Annotated in this window: 21 protein-coding genes and 2 pseudogenes; 21 read left to right on the top strand and 2 right to left on the bottom strand. The window is 60.9% G+C overall.

The window, feature by feature from the left end; genetic code table 11:
• The first annotated feature begins 43 nt into the window (after positions 1–43).
• The 20 genes and pseudogenes from ACRAUW_RS06685 (at position 44) to ACRAUW_RS06590 (ending at position 18,905) form a co-directional block, all read left to right on the top strand.
• Positions 44–1,165: a beta-ketoacyl-ACP synthase III gene (locus ACRAUW_RS06685; protein ID WP_431361649.1), complete on the top strand. Its 1,122-nt coding sequence runs from the start codon at positions 44–46 to the stop codon at positions 1,163–1,165.
• Positions 1,166–1,214: 49 nt separating this feature from the next.
• Positions 1,215–2,660 (top strand): HD domain-containing phosphohydrolase, encoded by a 1,446-nt coding sequence (locus ACRAUW_RS06680; protein ID WP_431361648.1) that lies wholly within the window; start codon positions 1,215–1,217, stop codon positions 2,658–2,660.
• A 327-nt stretch (positions 2,661–2,987) separates the two neighbouring features.
• Positions 2,988–4,556: an ExeA family protein gene (locus ACRAUW_RS06675; protein WP_431361647.1), complete on the top strand. Its 1,569-nt coding sequence runs from the start codon at positions 2,988–2,990 to the stop codon at positions 4,554–4,556.
• Positions 4,556–5,248 (top strand): GspB family T2SS assembly factor variant ExeB, encoded by a 693-nt coding sequence (gene exeB / locus ACRAUW_RS06670; protein WP_431361646.1) that lies wholly within the window; start codon positions 4,556–4,558, stop codon positions 5,246–5,248. Before ACRAUW_RS06675 ends, exeB begins: the two co-directional genes overlap by 1 nt.
• A gap of 227 nt (positions 5,249–5,475) precedes the next feature.
• The gene (gene exeC, locus ACRAUW_RS06665; protein ID WP_431361655.1) at positions 5,476–6,312 is read left to right on the top strand and encodes a GspC family type II secretion system variant ExeC; all 837 of its coding nucleotides are present in this window, start codon (positions 5,476–5,478) and stop codon (positions 6,310–6,312) included.
• A gap of 21 nt (positions 6,313–6,333) precedes the next feature.
• A complete protein-coding gene (gene exeD / locus ACRAUW_RS06660; RefSeq protein ID WP_431361645.1) occupies positions 6,334–8,382 on the top strand; it encodes a GspD family T2SS secretin variant ExeD in 2,049 nt (682 codons plus the stop codon).
• Positions 8,382–9,887 carry a GspE family T2SS ATPase variant ExeE gene (exeE, locus tag ACRAUW_RS06655; protein WP_431361644.1) on the top strand — a complete coding sequence of 502 codons (1,506 nt, stop codon included), beginning with the start codon at positions 8,382–8,384 and terminating at the stop codon, positions 9,885–9,887. The genes exeD and exeE overlap by 1 nt, the downstream gene beginning before the upstream one ends.
• Position 9,888: 1 nt before the next feature.
• On the top strand, positions 9,889–11,109 hold the full coding sequence (gene exeF / locus ACRAUW_RS06650; RefSeq protein ID WP_431361643.1) for a GspF family T2SS innner membrane protein variant ExeF: 1,221 nt from the start codon (positions 9,889–9,891) through the stop codon (positions 11,107–11,109).
• Between the two features lie 152 nt (positions 11,110–11,261).
• Positions 11,262–11,693: a GspG family T2SS major pseudopilin variant ExeG gene (gene exeG, locus ACRAUW_RS06645; protein ID WP_431361642.1), complete on the top strand. Its 432-nt coding sequence runs from the start codon at positions 11,262–11,264 to the stop codon at positions 11,691–11,693.
• 47 nt (positions 11,694–11,740) lie between these two features.
• Positions 11,741–12,313 carry a GspH family T2SS minor pseudopilin variant ExeH gene (gene exeH, locus ACRAUW_RS06640; RefSeq protein ID WP_431361641.1) on the top strand — a complete coding sequence of 191 codons (573 nt, stop codon included), beginning with the start codon at positions 11,741–11,743 and terminating at the stop codon, positions 12,311–12,313.
• Entirely contained in the window at positions 12,310–12,669 is a 360-nt protein-coding gene (gene exeI / locus ACRAUW_RS06635) for a GspI family T2SS minor pseudopilin variant ExeI (protein WP_431361640.1), read from the top strand. Before exeH ends, exeI begins: the two co-directional genes overlap by 4 nt.
• Positions 12,666–13,304: pseudogene (gspJ, locus tag ACRAUW_RS06630) on the top strand (type II secretion system minor pseudopilin GspJ); the annotation flags it as partial. The gene exeI and the pseudogene gspJ, both read left to right, overlap by 4 nt.
• Positions 13,305–13,410: 106 nt before the next feature.
• On the top strand, positions 13,411–14,412 hold the full coding sequence (exeK, locus tag ACRAUW_RS06625; RefSeq protein WP_431361639.1) for a GspK family T2SS minor pseudopilin variant ExeK: 1,002 nt from the start codon (positions 13,411–13,413) through the stop codon (positions 14,410–14,412).
• Positions 14,413–14,531: 119 nt separating this feature from the next.
• Positions 14,532–15,716 (top strand): GspL family type II secretion system protein ExeL, encoded by a 1,185-nt coding sequence (gene exeL / locus ACRAUW_RS06620; protein ID WP_431361638.1) that lies wholly within the window; start codon positions 14,532–14,534, stop codon positions 15,714–15,716.
• On the top strand, positions 15,713–16,204 hold the full coding sequence (gene exeM / locus ACRAUW_RS06615) for a GspM family type II secretion system protein ExeM (RefSeq protein WP_431361637.1): 492 nt from the start codon (positions 15,713–15,715) through the stop codon (positions 16,202–16,204). Before exeL ends, exeM begins: the two co-directional genes overlap by 4 nt.
• The gene (gene exeN / locus ACRAUW_RS06610) at positions 16,201–16,968 is read left to right on the top strand and encodes a GspN family type II secretion system protein ExeN (protein ID WP_431361636.1); all 768 of its coding nucleotides are present in this window, start codon (positions 16,201–16,203) and stop codon (positions 16,966–16,968) included. The genes exeM and exeN overlap by 4 nt, the downstream gene beginning before the upstream one ends.
• A 147-nt stretch (positions 16,969–17,115) precedes the next feature.
• Positions 17,116–17,568 (top strand): annotated as a pseudogene (locus tag ACRAUW_RS06605) (cation:dicarboxylate symporter family transporter); the annotation flags it as partial.
• 222 nt (positions 17,569–17,790) lie between these two features.
• Positions 17,791–18,105: a DUF134 domain-containing protein gene (locus tag ACRAUW_RS06600; RefSeq protein WP_005338107.1), complete on the top strand. Its 315-nt coding sequence runs from the start codon at positions 17,791–17,793 to the stop codon at positions 18,103–18,105.
• Complete coding sequence (locus tag ACRAUW_RS06595; protein WP_431361635.1) at positions 18,102–18,677, top strand: NifB/NifX family molybdenum-iron cluster-binding protein; 576 nt, start codon at positions 18,102–18,104, stop codon at positions 18,675–18,677. The genes ACRAUW_RS06600 and ACRAUW_RS06595 overlap by 4 nt, the downstream gene beginning before the upstream one ends.
• A gap of 42 nt (positions 18,678–18,719) precedes the next feature.
• Positions 18,720–18,905: a hypothetical protein gene (locus tag ACRAUW_RS06590; RefSeq protein ID WP_431361634.1), complete on the top strand. Its 186-nt coding sequence runs from the start codon at positions 18,720–18,722 to the stop codon at positions 18,903–18,905.
• 166 nt (positions 18,906–19,071) lie between these two features.
• On the opposite strand, the gene ACRAUW_RS06585 is transcribed toward ACRAUW_RS06590, so the two are convergent.
• Positions 19,072–20,196, bottom strand: a complete 1,125-nt coding sequence (locus tag ACRAUW_RS06585) for an HD-GYP domain-containing protein (RefSeq protein WP_431361633.1) — start codon at positions 20,194–20,196, stop codon at positions 19,072–19,074.
• Between the two features lie 292 nt (positions 20,197–20,488).
• Here ACRAUW_RS06585 and rimO point away from each other — a divergent pair, with 292 nt between their 5' ends.
• Entirely contained in the window at positions 20,489–21,817 is a 1,329-nt protein-coding gene (gene rimO, locus ACRAUW_RS06580) for a 30S ribosomal protein S12 methylthiotransferase RimO (RefSeq protein ID WP_201951934.1), read from the top strand.
• Positions 21,818–21,925: 108 nt separating this feature from the next.
• On the opposite strand, the gene ACRAUW_RS06575 is transcribed toward rimO, so the two are convergent.
• Positions 21,926–22,224, bottom strand: a 299-nt coding sequence (locus tag ACRAUW_RS06575) for a DUF1349 domain-containing protein (protein WP_431361632.1), incomplete at its 5' end; no start/stop codon positions are given.

Here is a 22,224-nt window from a genome sequence, read left to right as displayed (position 1 = left end):
CTATAAACCGACAAGCCGGGAACGCACCCGGCGAGGAGCAAAGATGACCTCTATCGTGATCAGTGGCTCAGGCCTCTATACCCCACCCTTTGCCGTCAGCAATGAAGAGCTGGTGGCCGCCTTCAACCAGTATGTGGATCTCTACAACGAGGAGAACGCCTCCGCCATCGACGCCGGCCAGCTCCCCGCCAAGCAGCACTCCAGCTGCGAGTTCATCGAGAAGGCATCCGGCATCAAGAGCCGTTATCTGGTGAGCCGCGAAGGGGTGCTCAACCCCGACATCATGCAGCCGCTGCTGGCGGAGCGGCCCGATGAGATGCCCTCCATCATGGTGGAGATGGCAGTAGCCGCCGCCGAGCAGGCGCTGATCGCCGCCGGACGCGAGCCCGGCGAGATCGATCTGGTGATCGTGGCCGCCTCCAACATGCCGCGCCCCTACCCGGCGCTGGCCATCGAGCTGCAGCACTATCTGGGAGCGAGCGGCATGGCCTTTGACATGAACGTGGCCTGCTCGTCCGCTACCTTCGGCATCAAGACAGCCGCCGACATGCTGGCGGCAGGCACAGCAAAAGTGGCGCTGGTGGTTAATCCGGAGATCTGCTCGGGGCACCTCAATTTCCGGGACAGAGACAGCCACTTTATCTTCGGCGATGCCTGCACCGCAGTGCTACTGGAGCGGGAGGCCAATTGCAAGGTGGCCAATCCGTGGCAACTGGTAGCCAGCAAGCTGGTGACCCAGTACTCCAACAACATCCGCAACAACTTCGGCTTTCTGAACCGGCTGAGCCCGCGTACCCGCTACGGCGACGACAAGCTGTTTCGTCAGCAGGGGCGCAAGGTGTTCAAGGAGGTGTTGCCGCTGGTGTGCGACCAGATAGCCAACCAGCTAGATGAGCAGGGCTGGCCCGCAGAGAGCCTGAATCGGTTCTGGCTGCATCAGGCCAACCTCACCATGAACCAGTTCATCGGTCGCAAGCTGCTCGGTCACGATGCCAGCCAGCAGGAGGCGCCGGTCATTCTCGATAGCTATGGTAATACCAGCTCGGCGGGTTCCATCATCGCGTTTCATCTGTACAATCGCGACCTTCCTGCGGGGGCTCGTGGCGTACTGTGCTCCTTTGGCGCTGGCTACTCCATCGGTAGCCTGCTGCTGCGGCGCCTGTAATGGCGGGCCTCCCGTCGACATAACAATAACCAGCAACATGGGTGGGAATATGCAGAGGATCACGGGGCGCTGCGCCCTGCACTACGGGGTAACCCTGTCACTATTTTGTCTCTATGGCTGGCAGGTTTGCCCGTTTCTCGAGAGTCTCACCCTGCCCCAGTTGCTGGGGCCGACCCTGGTGACGTTCGCCATCATGTTCGCCATGCGCAATTGGCTGCTCTCAAGGCGGCCCTTGGCGCGCAACGGGCTGGACGGGTTTGGACTGGAGGTCGGTTTCTATCTGCTGGGGGCACTGTTGCTCTCGACCTACAACGCCCTTGCTCACGACTTTCCGCTGGAGAGTCACCTGAAAGTGCTGCTGGGGATGACCACCCTCGGCTTTCTGGTGGCGGCCGATCTGACCCTGGAGCGGGATTGGAATCGGGCCAGAGCACGGCAAGCCGAGCAGAGTCTGGCGCTGAGCCACCCGCTGGCCATGCCGCTGCCACGCAAGTTCACCCTCTTTACCCTGGCGACCCTCACCCTGCTGGGAGGCGTCTTCTTCTTGCTGTTCAACAAGGATCTGGAGTGGCTGGTGACGGTGGAGCGAAGCCTGCCGAGGGTCGATGCCCAGCACTACATCCTGTGGGAGATCGCCTTCGTAATGACGGTAACCTTCTGTTATCTCGCCCTCATTATTCACGGTTATGGTCGGAATCTCGGCCTATCCCTGCGCCAGCAGACCAGCACCATGACCAGAGTACAGTGTGGTGACTTCGACGCCCGGGTGCCGGTCACCCGGGATGACGAGTTCGGCCTTATCGCCGCCAGCACCAATCAGATGATCGGCGAGCTGAAATCCCGCAGCGACGAGCTCAACCTGACCCGCGATGTGGCCATCCTCGGTCTCGCCTCGCTGGCGGAGACCCGGGACAACGAAACCGGCACCCATATCATCCGCACCCAGCACTACGTCAAGGCGCTGGCGCATTACCTCAGTCGCAGCGATTGGGATCGCTATCCGCTGGATGACGCCACCATCGATCTGCTGTTCAAGTCGGCCCCTCTGCACGATGTGGGCAAGGTGGGCATTCCCGACGCCATCCTGCTCAAACCGGGCAAGCTGACCGACGAGGAGTTCGCCATCATGAAGCGTCACCCGCAGATCGGCGCCGATGCGCTGGCGAGCGCAGAGGCGCAGCTGGGCTCCAACTCCTTCCTGCGGCTGGCCCGGGAGATCTCCCTCACCCACCACGAGAAGTGGGATGGCAGCGGCTATCCGGCTGGGCTAGCGGGTGAGGCTATTCCCCTCTCCGGGCGGTTGATGGCGGTAGCGGATGTCTACGATGCCCTCATCTCGAAACGGGTCTACAAACCTGCTTTCAGCCATGAGGAAGCGAAGGAGATCATCGTGAAGGGGAGCGGTAGCCATTTTGATCCCGACATTGTCGCGGCGTTTCTCGCCTGCGAAGCGCAGTTCAGGGAGATTGCCGCGCAGTTTCAGGATCACCACTGAGCAAGCACATTCCGACCAGCTTGCCCTGATGGCTGACAGGGCAAGCTGCGTCATAAATTCTACACAAACAGGTCTGACCATCGCCGATTCAGCGCCATGCTGGCGGTATTTTCCACACCGCACCAATATTGATATTTCTATTTATTTACAGCTATTTTTTGTCATTTTGTGATCCGGATTCGTGCCAATGACGCAACCGGGATCACAAGATGGCAGGAAAAGGCCACAATTTGCCATCCGGCGTCAATGATGGCTTCCAATGAAAGCGAGGTTTGCTATCATCCGGAGACATTTTTCATCTGTCGCCGGCTACAAAAGAATACCTTCATGTACACACAGTTCTTCGGCCTCTCGGAACACCCGTTTTCCATCTCGCCCAATCCCAAGTACCTCTATATGAGCGAGCGCCACGGCGAAGCCCTTGCTCATCTCAGCTATGGATTGCAGGATGGCGGCGGCTTTGTGCTGCTGACCGGCGAAGTGGGTACCGGCAAAACCACCGTCTCCCGCTGTCTGCTGCAACAGCTGCCCGCCGAGACCGAGATCGCCTATATCCTCAACCCCTCCCTGACCGAACGGGATCTGCTGGCCGCCATCTGCGACGAGTTTCAACTCACCTATCTCGAGGATGCCGGGATCAAGCGGCTGTTCGACCTAATTCGCGATCACCTGCTGGCCAACCTGGCGGCAGGCAAGCGCAGCGTGGTGCTCGTGGATGAGGCGCAGCACCTGCAGCCCGGCGTACTGGAGCAGTTGCGGCTGCTCACCAACCTCGAAACCGACGAACGAAAACTGCTGCAAGTGGTGCTGATCGGCCAGCCCGAGCTGCAACAGATGCTGCGCCAACCCCTGCTGCGCCAGCTGGCCCAGCGCATTACCGCTCGCTATCACCTGCTGCCGCTCTCCCAAAGCGATGTGGATGCCTACGTCCGCTTCCGGCTGCAAGTCGCGGGCTGCGTGCAGCCTATCTTTACTCCGCGCGCCATCAAGACGCTCCATCGTCTGAGCGGCGGCATCCCCCGTTTCATCAACCTCATCTGCGACCGAGCCCTGATCGCCGCCTTCGCTCGTGGCAGCTACAAGATTGTCCACAGCGATATCAGCCAGGCCGCCTTCGAGGTCAATGGCGTTCGGGATGAAGGGAGCTGGATCTCCGGTCTAATAGTAACGCTGGCGGGCGCCCTGCTGGTGGCTGCAGGCTGGTGGGGCTGGCAATTTTTCGGGGTATTCCCCACCCGTCCGGTGGTCAAGGTCGAGGTGCCAATTACCATCGATGAGACCGCAGAGCAGCAGGAGCAGCTGACCGAGGCGGTCAATCAGGCCATCGAGCCCGACAGCGCCATGCAGAATCTCTATCGGGTCTGGGGTTATGAACCGGAACCGTTCGAGGCAACCTGTGACAACGCCCCCCGAGCCAGTCTGCGCTGTCAGGAGGGAGAGGCAAGCCTCGACGAGCTGCGTGCCCTGCAGTATCCCGCCATGATTACGCTCACCGACCAGACTGGCGGCCTCTACTACGCAACCCTGGTCAATCTGGGTCCGAGCAAGGCCAGCCTGATGATCGGCGACCAGAGCTGGCAGGTAGACCGCCAGTGGCTCGCCGACAACTGGGGCGGCAACTACACCCTGCTCTGGCGCATGCCGAAAGGGGGCGTCAGCCTGATCACCAACAATGCCGCTCAGGCCCAACTCCAGTGGCTCGACAACGCCCTCAGCCGTGCGTTGCAACAACCCGAGCGCAAGGTGCGCCGCTTCGATGGTGAACTCAAGAACAAGCTGCAGCAGTTCCAGCGGGATCAGGGGCTGACTCCTGATGGCATAGCGGGCAGCAACACCCTGCTGCGTCTTAACGCCCTCTCCGGTGAACCCATGCCCAGACTGGAGGAGGCCTCCTGATGTCTACCCTGCTCAAGGCGCTGCACCGTGCGCAGCAACCGCAACTCTCCGCCCATATTCCAGCCATGGGCTTGCCCATGCCCCGGGATGAGGAGCGCAGCCCCCGCCGCATCAGCTGGCTGCTTGCCCCGCTCGCCCTGCTACTGGGAGCGGGCGCCAACTATGGCTGGCATCTGATCCACCTGCGCCCCATCGAAGAGAAGGTGGAGGTGAAAGAGGTGATCACTCCGCCCTTCGTGCGGGTCGAACCCAGGGCGATGGTGACCCGTCCGCTACCTCCTCCCCTGCCGGAGCCGGTGGTACAGCCCAAAGAGGTGGCCAAAAATGACGGGACCGGTCTGGAGAATCCCCCTGCACTGAGCTTGGCCGAACAGCTGATGCAAGCACTCAATGAAACGCCTTTGCAAGAGACGCCACAGACCGCCAGCCAGAGCGTGCAACCGGCCCAGTTGATGGCGCTGGCCTCTGCTCCTCAGTCGGTGCGCCAGCAAGTCCCGCAACTGAGCTACGGCTCTCACCTTTTCTCCTCCAATCCCGCCAAACGAGCCGTGGTCCTCAATGGTCGCGAATACCGGGAGGGGAGCGAAATCGCCCCGGGAGTCGTACTCGCAAGCATCGATCAACAGTACATAGTGCTGCAGGTCGGTGGCCAAAGTGTGGCCCTCAAAGCACTGCAGGATTGGCGAGGGTGAGTGCGCACCCGCTCCTGATGTTTGCAGACAAACAGGATGCACCGAGCCTGAGTGCCACTTTTATGAGCATTCAAAGGTTTACGGTGTGATGAAATATCCATTTTTACGGTTTGGCGTGCCCGAACTCGTTGTGTCACGGCACGCAGCCGTACACAATACACAGCCACCCCAGAGCCTGGAACTTGTTGATTAATATGACACTACGATTCAGGGATGAGATCTTGACCATGCTGCTGGCCCGCTGCCGGCGGCTTCCCATGACCAGAGTCACTCAGGTGGCCTTTCTGGCGCTGCTGGTCATGCTGGCCCAGCAAAGCGCCGCCCTCACCTGGCGTCTGCTCACCCTTGCCAACCCGCAAACCACTCAACCGTGGTACCCCTCCGCAGTGGCCGTTAGCGGCAAGAGCAACCCGCATCTTGAACTGGGCGAGGTGAGCCGTCTTGCGCTGTTTGGCAAGGCAATTCCCAAGGTGCAGGCTAAAGCTGCCGTGGCCGCCAATGCGCCGCGCACCCAGCTCAATGCTCAGTTAAGTGGCGTATTGGCCAGTTCGGATCCCGCCAAATCCATCGCCATCATCGCCATGTCCGGCATCCAGAACTCCTATGGTATTGGCGATCTTATCGACGGTACCCAGGCGCGGATCCAGCAAATCTATCCGGACCGGGTGATCATCGAGCGAGATGGCCGCGACGAGACCCTGATGCTGGATGGCGAGGAGTATGGCAAGCCGCTGCCACAAACAGCAAACGCCGCCCCCCTTGGATCCCTGCGCAACGAGCTGATGGCCGACCCTGCCAAGATCACCGATTACCTCAATATTTCACCGGTTCAGGTGGATGGCCGCATGGCCGGCTATCGCCTCAACCCGGGCACCCATCCTGAGTTTTTCAACCAGAGCGGGTTGCAGGCCAATGACCTGGCCATCAGCATCAACGGGCTGGATTTGCGGGACAACATGCAAGCCATGCAGGCGATGCAGCAGATGGCTGACGCAACGGAAATGACAGTGACCGTCGAGCGGCAGGGTGAATCGTTCGACATCTATGTGCGCTTGTCTGAATAATAATTTGGAGTCGTATCAAGAATGACCACTAAAGGGAAAGGCGGGCGTCTGGCCACTATCGCAGCAGCACTGATGATGGCAGGTTCAGCCTGGGCTACCGAGTATTCACCCAGCTTCAAGAACACCGACATTGAAGAGTTCATCAATACGGTGGGCAAGAACCTCAATAAAACCATCATCATAGAGCCATCGGTGCGCGGCAAGATCAACGTGCGCAGCTACGACTTGCTCAACGAGGAGCAGTACTACCAGTTCTTCCTGAGCGTGCTCGACGTCTACGGCTTTGCCGTGGTGCCGATGGACAACGGGGTGCTCAAGGTGCTGCGCTCGCGGGATGCCAAGACCTCCGCCATTCCGGTAGTGGATGGCAGCAATCCGGGCATAGGTGACGAGATGGTGACCCGGGTAGTCCCGGTGCGCAACGTTTCGGTCCGTGAACTGGCGCCCTTGCTGCGCCAGCTCAACGACAACGCAGGCGGTGGCAACGTGGTGCACTACGAGCCCTCCAACGTGCTGCTGATCACCGGCCGTGCCGCCGTGGTCAATCGTCTGGTAGAGGTGGTCAACCGGGTCGACCGCGCTGGCGATCAGGACGTGGACATCATCAAGCTCAAGTTCGCCTCGGCGGGTGAAATGGTGCGGCTGGTGACCAACCTCAACAAGGATGGCAATCCGCAAGGGAGCACCACCAGCCTGCTGCTCTCCCCCAAGGTGGTGGCCGACGAGCGCACCAATTCTGTGGTGGTGAGTGGTGAGCCTAAAGCGCGCGCCCGCATCATCCAGATGGTGCGCCAGCTCGACCGCGACCTGCAGAGTCAGGGTAATACCCGGGTCTTCTACCTCAAATATGGCAAGGCCAAAGACATGGTCGAGGTGCTCAAGGGGGTCAGCGCCAGCATCGAGGCCGACAAGAAGGGGGGCGGCAACGCGGCCGCGATAGGTGGTGGTGGCAGCATCGGCGGTGGCAAGCTGGCCATCTCCGCCGACGAGACCACCAATGCGCTGGTCATCACCGCCCAACCGGACGTGATGTCCGAACTGGAGCAGGTGGTGGCCAAGCTCGATATCCGCCGCGCCCAGGTACTGGTGGAAGCGATCATCGTCGAAATGCAGGATGGCGAGGGCCTCAACCTTGGCGTCCAGTGGGGCAATGCCAACGGCGGCGGTACCCAGTTCACCAATTCCGGTCTGCCCATCGGCGGCGCCATCGCCGCAGGCAAGGATTATCAGAATGGCAAGACCGACACCGCAGCCGGTCTACTGAAAGAGTTCAACGGCATGGCGGCCGGCTTCTATCACGGCGACTGGGCCATGCTGGCCACGGCGCTGGCCTCCAACACCAAGAACGATATTCTCTCCACCCCGAGTATCGTCACCATGGACAACAAGGAGGCCTCCTTCAACGTCGGTCAGGAGGTCCCGGTCCAGAGCGGTTCGCAAAGCTCCACCACCAGCGATCAGGTGTTCAACACCATAGAACGCAAGACGGTGGGCACCAAGCTGGTGGTGACCCCGCAGATCAACGAAGGGGATTCAGTGCTGCTCAACATCGAGCAGGAGGTCTCCAGCGTCGCCCAGACCCAGGCGGCCGGTACTGCCAATCTGGGCCCGACCTTCGACACCCGCACCGTCAAGAATGCGGTGCTGGTCAAAAGCGGCGAAACCGTGGTGCTGGGCGGTCTGATGGACGAACAGACCAAAGAGCAGATCTCCAAAGTGCCCCTGCTTGGCGATATCCCGGTGCTCGGCTATCTGTTCCGCTCCACCTCCAACACCACCTCCAAACGCAACCTGATGGTCTTTATCCGGCCAACCATCTTGCGTGATGCGGACGTCTATACCGGTGTTTCCAGCAGCAAGTACTCCCTGTTCCGCGCCGAACAGCTGGAGGCCTCAGCCCAGGAGGGCTATCTCACCTCCCCTGCCCGTCAGGTACTGCCCGCTTACGGTCAGGATGTGATGGTGTCGCCCGAGCTGCAAAAAGAGATCAAGAAACAGATCAACGAGATGCCGAGCAGAGAGCCTGGCACTGTCGAGAGATCCACCCCGTTCGTGCAGAGTAAGCCCTGATGAGTGCATACCATGTGGATGGAAGCATCGGGCCTGCGCCACTGCCCGAGCTCCCCTTTGTCTTTGCCCGCAACTTCGGGGTGATCCTGATGGAGCGGGAGGGCACCCCCGTGCTGCAGTGCCGCCCCGGCGTCACTCCGCAAGCCCTGCTGGAAGTACGGCGGGTAGCGGGTTGCAGCTTCGCGGTTGAGCAGCTCGACAACGAGGCGTTCGAAGAGCAGCTGATGGCCCACTATCAGCGCGACTCCTCCGAGGCACGCCAACTGATGGAAGATCTCGGCAACGAGATGGACTTCTTCGCCCTGGCCGAAGAGCTGCCCCAGAGCGAAGACCTGCTGGATGCCGATGACGACGCGCCCATCATCCGCCTCATCAACGCCATGTTGAGCGAGGCGATCAAGGAGGAGGCCTCCGATATCCATATCGAGACCTTCGAACGGGCGCTGGTGATCCGCTTTCGCATCGATGGAGTGCTGCGGGAGATCCTGCGTCCCCATCGCAAGCTCGCCTCGCTCCTGGTCTCGCGGATCAAGGTCATGTCGCGGATGGATATCGCCGAGAAGCGGGTACCGCAGGATGGCCGTATCTCGTTGCGCATCGGCGGCCGCGCCGTTGATGTGCGGGTCTCCACCATGCCATCGAGCTACGGCGAGCGAGTGGTATTGCGTCTGCTCGACAAGAACACCATCCGCCTCGAGCTCAAGCAGCTCGGTATGACGGCGGCCAACCGCACCATCATCAGCGAGCTTATCCGCAAACCTCACGGCATTATCCTGGTCACCGGCCCGACCGGCTCCGGTAAATCCACCACTCTCTATGCCGCGCTGTCTGAAATCAACTCGCGGGATCGCAACATTCTGACGGTGGAAGATCCTATCGAATATGACCTCGAAGGGGTAGGCCAAACCCAAGTCAACACCAAGGTGGACATGACCTTTGCCCGCGGCTTGCGCGCCATCCTGCGCCAGGATCCGGATGTGGTGATGGTGGGTGAAATTCGGGACCTCGAGACCGCCCAGATCGCAGTGCAAGCCTCCCTCACCGGTCACCTGGTGATGTCAACCCTGCACACCAACACCGCCATCGGTGCCATCACCCGGATGCGGGACATGGGGATCGAGCCCTTCCTGCTCTCTTCTTCCCTGCTGGCGGTACTGGCCCAGCGGCTGGTGCGCACCCTCTGCCCCGATTGCCGCGCCCCGCGCGCTATCACCGAGCAGGAGCGGCGGGCGATGGGCATCGAGCTGTCTCCGGATCAGCAGGTGTGGCGCCCGGTCGGGTGCGAGCAGTGCAACCACACCGGCTACCGTGGCCGAACCGGTATTCATGAGCTGGTAGTGATCGATGAAGCGGTGCGCGAGGCGATTCACAGTGCCAGCGGCGAGATAGCCATCGAGCGGCTGATCCGGGACCACACCCCCAGTATCCGCCATGACGGTATCGACAAGGTCCTCAAGGGGCAGACCAGCCTCGAAGAGGTGCTGCGCGTGACCCGGGAAGATTGAGATGGCGGCATTTGAATACAAGGCCCTCGACAACAAGGGGCGCAGCAAGAGCGGCGTGCAGGAGGGCGACTCCGCCCGTCAGGTGCGCCAGTTGCTGCGCGAACAGGGGCTCACCCCCTTCGAGGTAAACGAGACCACCGAGAAGGCGAAACGGGAGGCAACCCGCTTCGTGCTGCTGCGCCGTGGCGCCAGCACCGCCGAGCTGGCCCTGATCACTCGCCAGCTGGCGACCCTGGTGGGGGCAGGTCTCACCATCGAAGAGGCCCTCAAAGCGGTTGCCGAACAGTGCGAAAAGGTCCACCTGCGCAGTCTGGTGGCGACCGTGCGCAGCAAGGTAGTGGAAGGCTATTCGCTAGCCGACTCGCTGGGTGCTTTTCCCCACGTATTCGATCAGCTGTTTCGCTCCATGGTGGCAGCCGGTGAGAAATCGGGTCATCTGGAGAAGGTGCTCAACCGCCTCGCCGACTACACCGAGCAGCGCCAGCATATGCGTACCAAGCTGCTGCAGGCGATGATCTACCCCATAGTGCTCACCTGCGTTGCCATCGGTGTTATCTCAATCCTGCTCACCGCCGTGGTGCCCAAGGTGGTGGCCCAGTTTGAACACATGGGTCAACAGTTGCCGGGCACCACCCGCTTTCTCATCGGCACCAGCGAGCTGATGCAGGCCTACGGCCTCTGGTTCCTGCTGCTGCTCTTTATCGCCAGCTTTGTCTGGCGCTGGTGGCTCACCGACGAAAAGCGCCGCCGCAACTGGCATCAGCTCGTGCTGTGCCTGCCGGTGATTGGCCGGGTCAGCCGCGGCCTCAACACCGCCCGTTTCGCCCGCACCTTGAGCATCCTCAACGCCAGCGCGGTGCCGCTGCTGGAGGGGATGAAGATCGCCGGCGAAGTGCTCTCCAACGACTTTGCCCGTACCCGCATCGGTGAGGCGACCGAACGGGTGCGGGAGGGGACCAGCCTGCGCAAAGCGCTGGAAGAGACCAAGATTTTCCCGCCCATGATGCTGCACATGATCGCCTCCGGCGAGCAGAGCGGCGAGCTCGACAGCATGCTGGAGCGGGCGGCGGACAACCAGGACCGAGAGTTTGAATCCCAGGTCAACATCGCCCTCGGGGTATTCGAACCCATGCTGGTTGTCTCCATGGCCGGGGTGGTGCTGTTTATCGTGATGTCGATCCTGCAGCCGATCCTAGAGCTCAACAATATGGTGAATATGTAAGGTTCGGATGTCCGAATACGCGACCCTATTCGAACCTACCAATCCAATCGACCTCGTAGGTTCGATTAGCCGACAGGCGTCATCGAACGATCGCGGTTTAACAATTTATCGTTAATGGTTCATGCCATCTCATCTGTGAGGGAGTCAAAGTAATGCAAAAGCGTCGTCAATCCGGTTTTACCCTGCTGGAAGTCATGGTGGTCATCGTGATCCTCGGCATTCTGGCCAGTCTGGTGGTGCCCAACCTGATGGGCAACAAGGAGAAGGCTGACCAGCAAAAAGCGGTCTCCGATATCGTGGCGCTGGAAAACGCACTCGACATGTACAAGCTGGACAACAACCGCTACCCGACCACCGAACAGGGTCTGGACGCACTGGTGACCAAGCCCTCCATCGATCCGGCGCCACGCAGCTACCGCGATGGTGGCTACATCAAGCGCCTGCCGCAAGATCCCTGGGGTAACCAGTATCAGTTGTTGAGCCCGGGCCAGTTTGGCAAGCTCGACATCTTCTCCATGGGTCTGGATGGCGAAGCCGGTACCGATGACGACATCGGCAACTGGAACCTGAAGGATTTCCAATAAGTGATGTGCCTCCAGCGCCTTCACTCCGCCTTGCTGGAGCAGCCTGAATGAAGGCTGCGCCATCTGCTCGTCGCCAATCCGGCTTTACTCTGCTGGAAGTGTTGCTGGTCGCCATGCTGATGGGACTGGTGGCCACCGCCGTCACCCTCAGCATGGGAGGCGCCAGAGGAGATCGGGAGCTGGACAAGCAGGCTCGTCGCCTGATGGCGACCCTGCAGCTGGCGCAGGAGTATGCGGTGATGGATGGTCGGCTGGTGGGCATTCGTATCGAGGATAACGGCTGGCAATTCATGCAGCGCCAAGCCAAGGATCGCAAGTGGCTGGCCCTGACTGGCGACAAGCAGCTGGGGCCGGTACAACTGGCAGAGAACATGACGCTGGCACTGGAGCTGGAAGGCTTTGGCTGGCAGCCGGATCCCGATGAGAAGACCGAACAGAAGCGCGACGAGAAGGAACGCACACCACAGTTGCTTATTTTCCCGGGAGGCGAGCTGAGCCCGTTTGTGCTCACCTTCACCCAGCAGGATGAGGATGCCCGCTACACCCGCATCGTCAAGGGGGACGAGTTCGGCCGCCTCACCCTGCTCACTGGCGATGAAGATGAAGAGGTGAACGAATGAACGCCCGCGGCATGACACTACTCGAAGTCATGGTCGCACTGGCCGTCTTTGCCATAGCGGGGCTGGCGGTAATGAAAGCCGCCAGCGAACACCTCTCTGCCCTCAACTATCTGGAGCAGAAGACCCTCGCCACCTGGGTGGTGGAGAACCAGCTGGTGCAGCAGAAGCTCGAGAACAAGTGGCCCGGCGACAGCTGGATGGAAGGGGATGAGCAGATGGCGGGTAGCACCTGGTACTGGCGCTATCGCGGCGTCGCCACCGCCGACAACAACTTCCGGGCGCTCGATATGGAAGTGCGTACCGAGGCCAAGGCCGAGAACCCGGTCGCCATGATGCGGACCTATATCAATCGATGATCCCGAGCAACACCCGCCCTTCCTGTCACCGTGGTTTTACCCTGCTGGAGATGCTGGTCGCCATCGCCATCTTCGCCACTCTCAGCATGGGTGCCTATCAGGTGCTGCAGGGGGTGCTCACCAGTGACGAGGTAGCCAAACGCAAGGAGGCCCGCCTCAACGAATTGCAACTTGCCTTCACCCTGCTGGAGCGAGACGTCACCCAGATGGTGCCGCGCAGCGGTCGCATCGAGGGGGAGAACAACAAGGTGCTGCTGGCCGCCTCCCGTTTCGGCCAGCAGAGCGATGACTGGGGCATGGCCTTTATGCGCAGCGGCTGGCTCAACCCCGATGGCATGCTGCCGCGCTCCCAGCTGCAGCGGGTCGGCTGGCGCCTCAAGGATCAGAAACTGGAGCGCCTGAGCTACCTCTATCCGGATCCGGTGATCGGCACCGAGCCGCGCATCCAGCCAGTACTGGCTGGGGTTACCGCCCTTCGCTTCTACTTCTTCGACAAGGGCAACTGGAAGGAGGAGTGGACCCAGCGCAGCGTGCTACCCCACGGGCTGGCAGTGGAGCTGGATCTGGAAGATTACGGCACCATTCGCCGACAGTTCTTGATCGGTGCCGGTGGCCAGCGTGCCGAAGAGAACAGCCAGAGCAGCCTCTCTCCCGATCAGGGGGGGGGGAGCACCAATAACGGTAACAGCGGCGGCAACAACAACGGCGGTAATGGTGATAGTCAGAACGGAGGGGGCGCCAATGCGGGCTAATCTCGCCGCCCCCGGTCGCCAGCGCGGCATGGCATTGCTGGTAGTGCTGCTGATCCTCTCTGTGATGGTGATCATCGCCAGCAATATGAGCGGCCGCCTGCAGCTTGAGCTGCGCCGCACCGCCAACATCACCACCGGCAAACAAGCCTGGTGGTATGCCCTCTCGGCAGAGGCGCTGGTAAGCAAGGTGCTGACACAGGATTTCAAGGACAACCCCGAGGTGGTCAACCTCAGCCAGAACTGGGCCCGCAAGAATGCGGTATTTCCGGTGGACGATGGCCAACTGAAGGGCGAAGTGACCGACCTGCAATCCTGCTTCAACCTCAACAGCCTGAGCGTAGCTTCCAAGGTGGGGAGCGGAGAGGAGCTGGCGCAGCAGCCCTATCCGGTGCAAGTGTTTCGCGAACTGCTCAAGCAGCTGGCAATGGATGATTACGAGGCGGCTCAACTCACCGACGCCATCCGGGACTGGACCGACAAGGATACTGTTTTAGTCTCCAGCCTGGGGGCGGAAGACGCCAATTACGAGGGGCTCAAACCTCCCTACCTCACCGCCAACCAGTGGATGCTGGGCAAGGATGAGCTGCGTGCGGTGCGCGGGGTGACGGCCAAAATCTATGCCCGACTGGCCCCCTATGTCTGCACCCTGCCCAGCGACAAGTTGAAGATCAATATCAATACCCTGGCGCCCCAACGCCCCGAACTGCTTGTCGCCCTCTATCTGGGCACTATCGGGCTTGATGACGCCAAGAGAGTGCTGAACGAGCGACCACAGAAGGGATGGAAAGAGAGCAAGCTGATGACAGACTTGCTCGCCCCACCCGATACGGTCAAAGGACTGAAAGAGTCTCTTGTGGTAAAAAGCGACTTCTTCGAAGCCCGAGTGGTAGCGGAAGTGGGTGATAACCGGGCCTGGCTAGAGACCCTGTTCCAGCGGGGCAAAGACAACAAGCTGGTCATGCTGCGCCGTCTCAGTAGTGGCGCCGAATAAACAAGCGCTGGCGGGAGCGACTCCCGACAGGGCAAACATTGGATGCAGCCTGCGGGCTGCGCACCGGTGGCCAGGACGCACAACGCCCTGCGCAAACCGGTATCGCAGGAGAGAGATGCGTGAGCGAAAGTCTGGTCATCCGACTGGGGACCACTAAACAACAACCCGTGGCCTGGCTGGTCTGGTCGAGTCAGGAGCAGGAGATCATCGCCTCCGGCGAGCTCCCCTCCGCTGATGCGTTAGGCGAGTTGCAGGAGCGCGCTGGCGGCCGTCCCGTGGTTACCCTGGTGCCGGGCAGCGATCTGATCTTCCGCCGCGTCACCCTGCCAGGTCGCTACAACCGCCAGTCGGCGGCGGCCCTGCCCTATCTGCTTGAAGAGCAGATCGCCTCCGACGTGGATGAGCTCCATCTGGTGGTGCTGGCCCACGAAGGGCAACAGGTCGACCTGATGGCGGTGGCTCAGCAGAAGATTGGCGAGTGGCTCGGCTGGCTCGATGCCGCAGGCCTCAAAAGCCTGCAACTGCTGCCAGATGTGCTGGCGCTGCCACAGGCCGCTGATGGCTGGTCTGCGCTGCAACTCGGCAGCGAGTGGCTGGTACGTCAGGGCCCCTGTCAGGGGATCGTCGCCGACGAGCTGCTGCTGGCCATATTGCTGGCGACTGAAGCGGAGCCGGTCACCATCCACAGCCACACACCAGTGCCCGCCATTGCCGCTGCCAACTGGCAGGCGGCGGAGCCAGAGCTGCCCATGCTGCTGCTGGCCAAAGGGGCACTCACCTGCCGCGCCAACCTGCTGACCGGCCCCTACCGACCCCAGACCGAATATGCCCGCTACTGGTTGCAGTGGCGCAAGGTGGCCATCACCGCCGGTCTGTTGCTGCTGGTGGCCCTCGGCCAGCGCGGCGTGCAGCTCTATCAGCTTACCGAGCAGGACAAGGCACTGAAAGCGGAGATCCGTGCCGTCTATACCCGCATCTTCCCGGGGGAGAGCCGTATCGTGAACGTGCGCAGCCAGATGACCCAGCATCTGCAACAGATGGGACAAGCCCCGCAAAACGGCGTGCTGCTGATGCTGACCGAACTGGCCCCCACCTTTGCCGAAGTCCCCGGCCTGAAACCGCAGGTGATGCGCTTTGATGCCAGTCGCCGCGAGCTGAGGCTGCAGATCACCGCCCCCGGCTTTGCCGAGATCGAGCGGTTCCGCGAGCTGGCCGGCAAGCAATTCGAGGTGCAACAGGGCGAGGTGCGCAGCACCGAAGGCAAGGTAGAGGGCGCACTGGTGCTCAAGGGTAAATCATCATGATGGAAAAATTGCAGAGCTGGTGGCACGGCATCACAGCACGGGAACAGCGGTTGGTGGCCGCAGGCGGCGTTCTGCTGCTGGTCGGTCTCTTCTACTGGAGCGTCTGGCAGCCCATCGCCAACCGCATCGCCGAGCGCGAACGCCAGGTACAAAACCAGCAGCAGACCCTCGTCTGGCTCAAGGAGAAGGGTGAAGAGGTGCTGGCTATGCAGGGTGGATCGGGTCGCCAGATCGACACCAGCGGCACCCTGGAAGGGGTGGTCAACCGCACCGCCTTCAACCACAAGATCAAAATTGCCCGGCTGCAACCCCAGGCGCAGGAGCTGCAAGTGTGGATCGACACGGTCCAGTTCGATGACTTGCTGCTCTGGCTCTCCACGCTGGTGGAGCAGCACGGCATTCAGGTTCAAATCATCGAGATCGCCCGCGAGGATCTGGCCCCGGGTCTGGTCAAGGTCAGACGTTTGCAGTTGAGTCGTCCACAATGAAAAAACGCATCCTGATTGCCAGCCTGTTTCTGGCCGCCTATCTGCTCTTCCTGCTGGCCACCCTGCCCGCAGCACTGGTGGCACGCCATCTGCCGCTGCCTGCCAACATTGCCAACCTGCTGAAACTGGAAGGGGTGAGCGGCACCCTCTGGAGTGGCCAGATCGCCCGACTGCAATATGCCAGCGAATCGGTGAACCAGCTGCGTTGGGATCTCAACGGCTGGTCGCTGCTGCGCTTCGCCCCCGAAGTGGCCATTCGCTTTGGCGATCGCAACGGGCTGAACGGTCAGGGCGTTGTCGGCTGGAATGGCGCCGCCTTCGGCCGCGACCTGACCCTCAACGCCCCCGCCCCCTGGTTGCTGAGCCGGGTGCCGATGCGCCTGCCGATCCCGATCTCCGTCACCGGCCAGCTGCAGCTCAAAGTGGAGCAATTTGCCCAGGGCAACCCCTGGTGTGACAACCTCTACGGCAACCTCGACTGGTACAACGCCAGCGCCGATACCCCGGCGGGCAAGCTGGATCTGGCCGACCCCGAAGTGAAACTCACCTGCCTCGACTCCAAACTGGTGGCCGAACTCAAGCAGGGCTCGGATGCGGTGCAGACCATGGGTCGCCTCGAGCTGCAACCCAATGGCCAATACCTGTTCCAGGGCACACTGAAACCGGGCTCGGCCCTGCCGCCGCAGATGCAGCAGGGGCTCCCCTTCCTCGGCCAGCCCGACAGTCAGGGCCGCTTCCCCCTGCGCTATCAGGGTCGGATCTAACCCCTATCCCGCCGACCCCGGAGCCACTCCGGGGTCAGCTTTTTATCCCTTTGTGCCTTCTCCTCTCACTGCACTGACCCCCTCAGCCCTTACTCATTCAACTATGACATCCCCCCCAACCAGGAGCCGATTCCCCCTCTCCTCCAGCTGGCTCTTGGCCGCTCACCGGCCCAGCTTATCAAGAACATGCGGTCCGCCTACTTCACCGCGCTGGGGACCATGTCGAGTGCCGCCACCATTCACCTCTGTGGCTCCACCATTACCCTGGTCACCTGTGCCACCGCGGTGATGTTCCTCTCCGAGCATCTGGCCATTCCGGGTATCGAGACCATGCTCCCCTTCATCATGATGCTGGGGGTGATCATGATCGCCGCCCCAGGCGCACCGGGTGGTGGCGTGATGTCGGCGCTGGGCCTGCTCACCTCCATGCTCGGCTTTGGTGAAGCCTCCATCGCCCTGATGATCGCCCTCTATCTGGCGCAGGACAGCTTCGGCACAGCCTGCAACGTCACCGGTGACGGCGTGATCGCCCTGTGGGCGGATCGCTTCGCCAACGGTAGCGAGAGCGCAGCTTCTGTGGCCGAGGCCGAACAGGCATAAGCTCGCCGGGATAGCCCGACCATCCTCTGCAAAACCGCAGGCCCGAACCATGTTCGGGCCTGCGTCGTTTCTGCCACCTTCACTGCTTTTGTATGCCTTTCTCTTTCCCCCGTTACCCCTCTCTGCCATGAATAGCACTCACGCAACCCTCTGCATCAGACAAAATTATTGGCATATGCCATATATGAGCGTATAAGTAGCGTATGCCAATTAGGATCCACCATGCCAAGACCCAAGATTGCCCGCCAGATCTGTGGCCGCCCCGCCAACAGCTGCTTCAAACCCAACGGCCGCCCCATGCATCAGCTGGAACAGGTCACGCTGGCCCCTGACGAGTTCGAGGCACTGCGCCTCGTCGACCTTCAAGGAATGCAGCAGCAGGAGGCCGCCCTGGTGATGGGGGTCTCCCGCCAGACCCTAGCCAATATCCTGAAAAAAGGGCGCTACAAGGTGGTGGAGTGTCTGAGTCTGGGCAAGGCATTGATGATGCAACCCGCCGAGCCCGACCACCCAACCAGTGGAGAAGAGCCGACATGAATGCTGTCACAACCATGACCACCATCCCCAACAACAGCGCCCTGATGCTGAGTCAGGGGCTGCTGGCTGGCCACTTTACCCGTGCCGAGCAACTGCAAATTCTTAACCCCGAAGGGAACGTCATCGCCACCCTGACCAACCCGGCCGTCGCCGAAGGCTGCCACGGCAAGCAAGCGCTGCTCGACGCCCTCGCCCATCATCAGGTAGGTCAGGTGGTGGTGCGCAATATCGGCGAGCGGATGCTAAGTCGCCTGCTGGCGGCCAATATCCGGGTACTGCAGTGCCGCTCCGCCCGCCTGCCGCTGCCCGCGCTGCTGGCCCCCGCCAATCTGCAACCTCTCACCGAGGCCAGTCAGGGCCGCCCGTCTCGCCGTCATCATAGCAAGGCGACTATCCATGCCATCCAGCCCCTCGGCGCAGGCCACACCCATTGTCATGGTGGTTGCAACAATGGCTCCAATCGCTGTTGCACCAGTGGTGGCAATCAGGCAGAGAGCTCACGACAAGGCCATACTTGTTGCCACGGCAGTGAGGGCGCAGGCCAACAGGGCGGTTGCTGCCATCATCACTGATGCCATCGCCGTGCATGTCATCACCATCAAGGAGAAGAGATCATGTCCATCTGGTTGTTGAGCCTGCTCGCCTCGTTCGTGTTGATCCTGGCCATGGGCACCATCATCTGGTGGCGCCAATACAAGCTTGCCCAGAAGCGGGAAGATAAAGAGGTGCGCCCCTGTGGCTGCTCCAGCGCTTGCGCGGAGCACCTCTACCAGATCAGCGAGCCGACGCCCAAAAAGTAACCTGACCGCAGCCGCCCTAGCCGCAGATAGAAGGTCGGCAAAATAAGGGCGCGTGGAATCGAGAGGCACATAAAAGAGAGGGGGCACCTGTTGGTGCCCCCTCTCTTGTTACGCTTTCCATTCATGCATGATCCTCCGTGTTGCCCCTTACGCTCATCACACACGCTCAACCCGGCTCTGCGCCGCTGACAACCACGCCCACCGAACAGGCCGGATCCTGATACTGCTGATAGATGGCATAAAACTCGGTCTTGTTTTGCAAGGCCGCAGTGACACAGGCGGGATCAAACTGGCTGCCGGCATGCTCCTCCAGATAGGCAAACGCCGTCTCGAACGGCCAGCCCTTCTTATAGGGGCGCTCGCTGGTCAGGGCATCAAACACATCGGCTACCGTCACGATACGCGCCGCCATCGGGATCGCCTCCCCCGCCAGCCCACCCGGATAACCTTGGCCATCAAAACGCTCGTGATGATGGGCTACGATATCAATCAGCATGTCGGTATGGTGAATGCCTTCCAGACCAAATGAACTCATCATCAGGGCAATCATCTCCTGCCCCTTGCGCGGGTGCCCCTTCATCATCTCGAACTCTTCCGGCGTCAGCTTGCCCGGCTTGAGCAGGATGGCATCAGGCACCGCAATCTTGCCGATATCGTGTAGCTCGGAGAAGAGGTAGACAAACTCCACCTCCTCGTCGCTCAGCCCGCAAGTCGGGGCCAGCGTCCTGGCAATCAGTCGGGAGTAAGCCGACATCCGGTGCAGATGGTTGGCGGTCTCCTCATCCCGATAGCGGCTGAACTCCCGTGCCGTGGTCAGCGCGCCGCCGAGGGTCTGAATAGAGAAGAACTCCACCGCAATGATGGCCGACAACATCTGGGCATAGGCTGACAGCTCAATTTGGAGCGGCTCATCGAAATAGCCCGGCTCCATGGCATCGCAAAACAGGAAGCCAAACAGCTTGCTGTTGAACAACAGCGGCTCGGTATAGCTGGAGGCATAACCCGCCTCCAACACCTTGCGGCTGTGCTCCGATGTCGAGCCACGCAGGGCATCCAGATTGTCAAGCACGCGGGCGTGGTGGTGGTCCGCCAGATAGCGCAAAGAGGGGAGATCGCTCAGCTTCACCTCATACTGCACCAGCGGCGAGGGTCCGTCGGTACTATGGGCAAAGGTCTTGAGCTGATCGGTATGGGGATCGTAAATCGCGATGGCCACCCGACTCAGCTTGTCAAATCGCTGCCTAAGCGTGGCATGTACACTCTGCATTTTTTCGCTAAATGAACTTTCCATCGCCTTCTCCAACGGGATCCCGTACCGGGAGTATAGTGACTCCCGGTGCTCTCCTCTCTGTCACCAAATCAATATTGAGAGGATAATCAACAAAGCAGCATCCCCACAACAAGCCCGCACGGCAGAGGCAATAGCCCTACCAAGGGCACGCCATCAACGGCTGCTCGTGCGGCCCAATCATGCCAGGTCGGAGATATTGTTCGGTTCTGCCATGCTGGCTGTATAGTTTTTGGTTAACCATTCCGGTAAAATCCGCGCCCTTAAAGAAGAGCCACCTAAGAGTGATTGAGCGATGTCCAACACAAAACAGGCCCCCAAAGTAGGATTCGTCTCCTTGGGTTGCCCCAAAAACCTGGTCGATTCAGAACGCATCCTGACCCAGCTGCGTACCGAAGGGTACGATGTGGTGCCCAGCTATGACGATGCCGAGCTGGTCGTCGTCAACACCTGCGGCTTTATCGACAGCGCGGTGCAAGAGTCGCTCGAAGCGATCGGCGAAGCACTGGCCGAGAACGGCAAGGTGATCGTCACCGGCTGCCTTGGCGCCAAAGAGAACCAGATCCGCGAGATCCATCCCAAGGTGCTCGAGATCACCGGCCCTCACGCCTATGAAGAGGTGCTGGGTCACGTCCACAAATATGTGGAGAAGCCGCAGCACAACCCCTTCACCAGTCTGGTTCCGGCCCACGGCGTCAAGCTGACCCCGCGCCACTACGCCTATCTGAAGATCTCCGAAGGCTGCAACCACCGCTGCACCTTCTGCATCATCCCCTCCATGCGCGGGGATCTGGTGAGCCGCCCCATCGGCGACGTGCTGGCTGAAGCCAAGCGCCTGAAAGAGGCGGGCGTGAAGGAGCTGCTGGTGATCTCCCAGGACACCTCCGCCTACGGCGTCGATGTGAAGCACCGCACCGGTTTCTACGACGGCATGCCGGTCAAGACCAGCATGGTCGCCCTGTGCGAAGAGCTGGCCAAGCTCGATATTTGGGTTCGTCTGCACTACGTCTACCCCTACCCGCACGTGGATGACGTCATTCCGCTGATGCGCGATGGCAAGGTACTGCCCTACCTCGATATTCCGTTGCAGCACGCCAGCCCTCGCATCCTGAAACTGATGAAGCGCCCGGGGACCGTCGAGCGCACCCTAGAGCGGATACAGAAGTGGCGCGAGATCTGCCCGCAGATCACCCTGCGCTCCACCTTTATCGTCGGCTTCCCGGGCGAGACCGAGGAAGATTTCCAGATGCTGCTGGACTTTATCGACAAGGCGGAGCTGGATCGGGTCGGCTGTTTCAAATACAGCCCGGTCGAAGGGGCGCTGGCCAACGAGCTGCCGGATCCGGTACCGGAAGAGATTCAGGAAGAGCGCTTCCAGCGCTTTATGGAGCTGCAACAGCAGGTCTCCATCCGCAAGCTGGCTCGCAAAGTGGGTCAGGAGATGACCGTTATCATCGACGAGGTGGACGAAGAGGGCGCCACTGGCCGCTCCTTCGCCGATGCACCGGAGATCGACGGTCTGGTCTACCTCAACGGCGAAACCGGCCTCAAGCCGGGGGACATGGTCAAGGTACGGATCGACGAATCCGACGAATATGACCTGTGGGCCAGTCTGATTGGCTAACCCAACCATGGGTAAACACGCCGCGCGTTGAGCCGATAGCGTTCAACGCAACCAAACAAAAAGCGCCTAATGGCGCTTTTTTGTTTAACAACTACTGGCAATAAAACCCTAGCCGAGGTCGTGCAGCGCCTTGCCAAGAGGCGCTGTGAGGCGCAAGTCAGAGAAACGCACCGCCAACCCCTGCCGCTCCGGCGTGCAGCACATCACCCCGATAAAGCAGCGCTCGCTTGGCGGAAACGGGGCGAGGCGCAGCAGCGGCCACACCTTGCCATCGGTGGAGTATTGCAGGCGCAGACAATCGGCCAGCCGGGTCAGCCGCAGCCAGAAACGGCGCGGATTGCCGGGGAAAATGCCGGTGGCCCAGTCAGAGCGCGGATTGGTCAGCACGCTGCCGATCATCGGCTGAT

The sequence above is a fragment of the Aeromonas sp. genome, assembly GCF_050633025.1.
GTDB lineage: Bacteria > Pseudomonadota > Gammaproteobacteria > Enterobacterales > Aeromonadaceae > Aeromonas.
The sequence above is the reverse complement of the archived record's forward strand: the minus strand, read 5'-3'. Positions and strand labels throughout refer to the sequence as shown.

Bases quoted from the DNA above. Each gene is read 5' to 3' on its own strand.
- ACRAUW_RS06685 (WP_431361649.1), top strand. From the start codon at position 44: ATGACCTCTATCGTGATCAGTGGCTCAGGCCTCTATACCCCACCCTTT.
- ACRAUW_RS06680 (WP_431361648.1), top strand. From the start codon at position 1,215: ATGCAGAGGATCACGGGGCGCTGCGCCCTGCACTACGGGGTAACCCTG.
- ACRAUW_RS06675 (WP_431361647.1), top strand. From the start codon at position 2,988: ATGTACACACAGTTCTTCGGCCTCTCGGAACACCCGTTTTCCATCTCG.
- exeB (WP_431361646.1), top strand. From the start codon at position 4,556: ATGTCTACCCTGCTCAAGGCGCTGCACCGTGCGCAGCAACCGCAACTC.
- exeC (WP_431361655.1), top strand. From the start codon at position 5,476: ATGCTGCTGGCCCGCTGCCGGCGGCTTCCCATGACCAGAGTCACTCAG.
- exeD (WP_431361645.1), top strand. From the start codon at position 6,334: ATGACCACTAAAGGGAAAGGCGGGCGTCTGGCCACTATCGCAGCAGCA.
- exeE (WP_431361644.1), top strand. From the start codon at position 8,382: ATGAGTGCATACCATGTGGATGGAAGCATCGGGCCTGCGCCACTGCCC.
- exeF (WP_431361643.1), top strand. From the start codon at position 9,889: ATGGCGGCATTTGAATACAAGGCCCTCGACAACAAGGGGCGCAGCAAG.
- exeG (WP_431361642.1), top strand. From the start codon at position 11,262: ATGCAAAAGCGTCGTCAATCCGGTTTTACCCTGCTGGAAGTCATGGTG.
- exeH (WP_431361641.1), top strand. From the start codon at position 11,741: ATGAAGGCTGCGCCATCTGCTCGTCGCCAATCCGGCTTTACTCTGCTG.
- exeI (WP_431361640.1), top strand. From the start codon at position 12,310: ATGAACGCCCGCGGCATGACACTACTCGAAGTCATGGTCGCACTGGCC.
- exeK (WP_431361639.1), top strand. From the start codon at position 13,411: ATGCGGGCTAATCTCGCCGCCCCCGGTCGCCAGCGCGGCATGGCATTG.
- exeM (WP_431361637.1), top strand. From the start codon at position 15,713: ATGATGGAAAAATTGCAGAGCTGGTGGCACGGCATCACAGCACGGGAA.
- exeN (WP_431361636.1), top strand. From the start codon at position 16,201: ATGAAAAAACGCATCCTGATTGCCAGCCTGTTTCTGGCCGCCTATCTG.
- ACRAUW_RS06600 (WP_005338107.1), top strand. From the start codon at position 17,791: ATGCCAAGACCCAAGATTGCCCGCCAGATCTGTGGCCGCCCCGCCAAC.
- ACRAUW_RS06595 (WP_431361635.1), top strand. From the start codon at position 18,102: ATGAATGCTGTCACAACCATGACCACCATCCCCAACAACAGCGCCCTG.
- ACRAUW_RS06590 (WP_431361634.1), top strand. From the start codon at position 18,720: ATGTCCATCTGGTTGTTGAGCCTGCTCGCCTCGTTCGTGTTGATCCTG.
- ACRAUW_RS06585 (WP_431361633.1), bottom strand. From the start codon at position 20,196: ATGGAAAGTTCATTTAGCGAAAAAATGCAGAGTGTACATGCCACGCTT.
- rimO (WP_201951934.1), top strand. From the start codon at position 20,489: ATGTCCAACACAAAACAGGCCCCCAAAGTAGGATTCGTCTCCTTGGGT.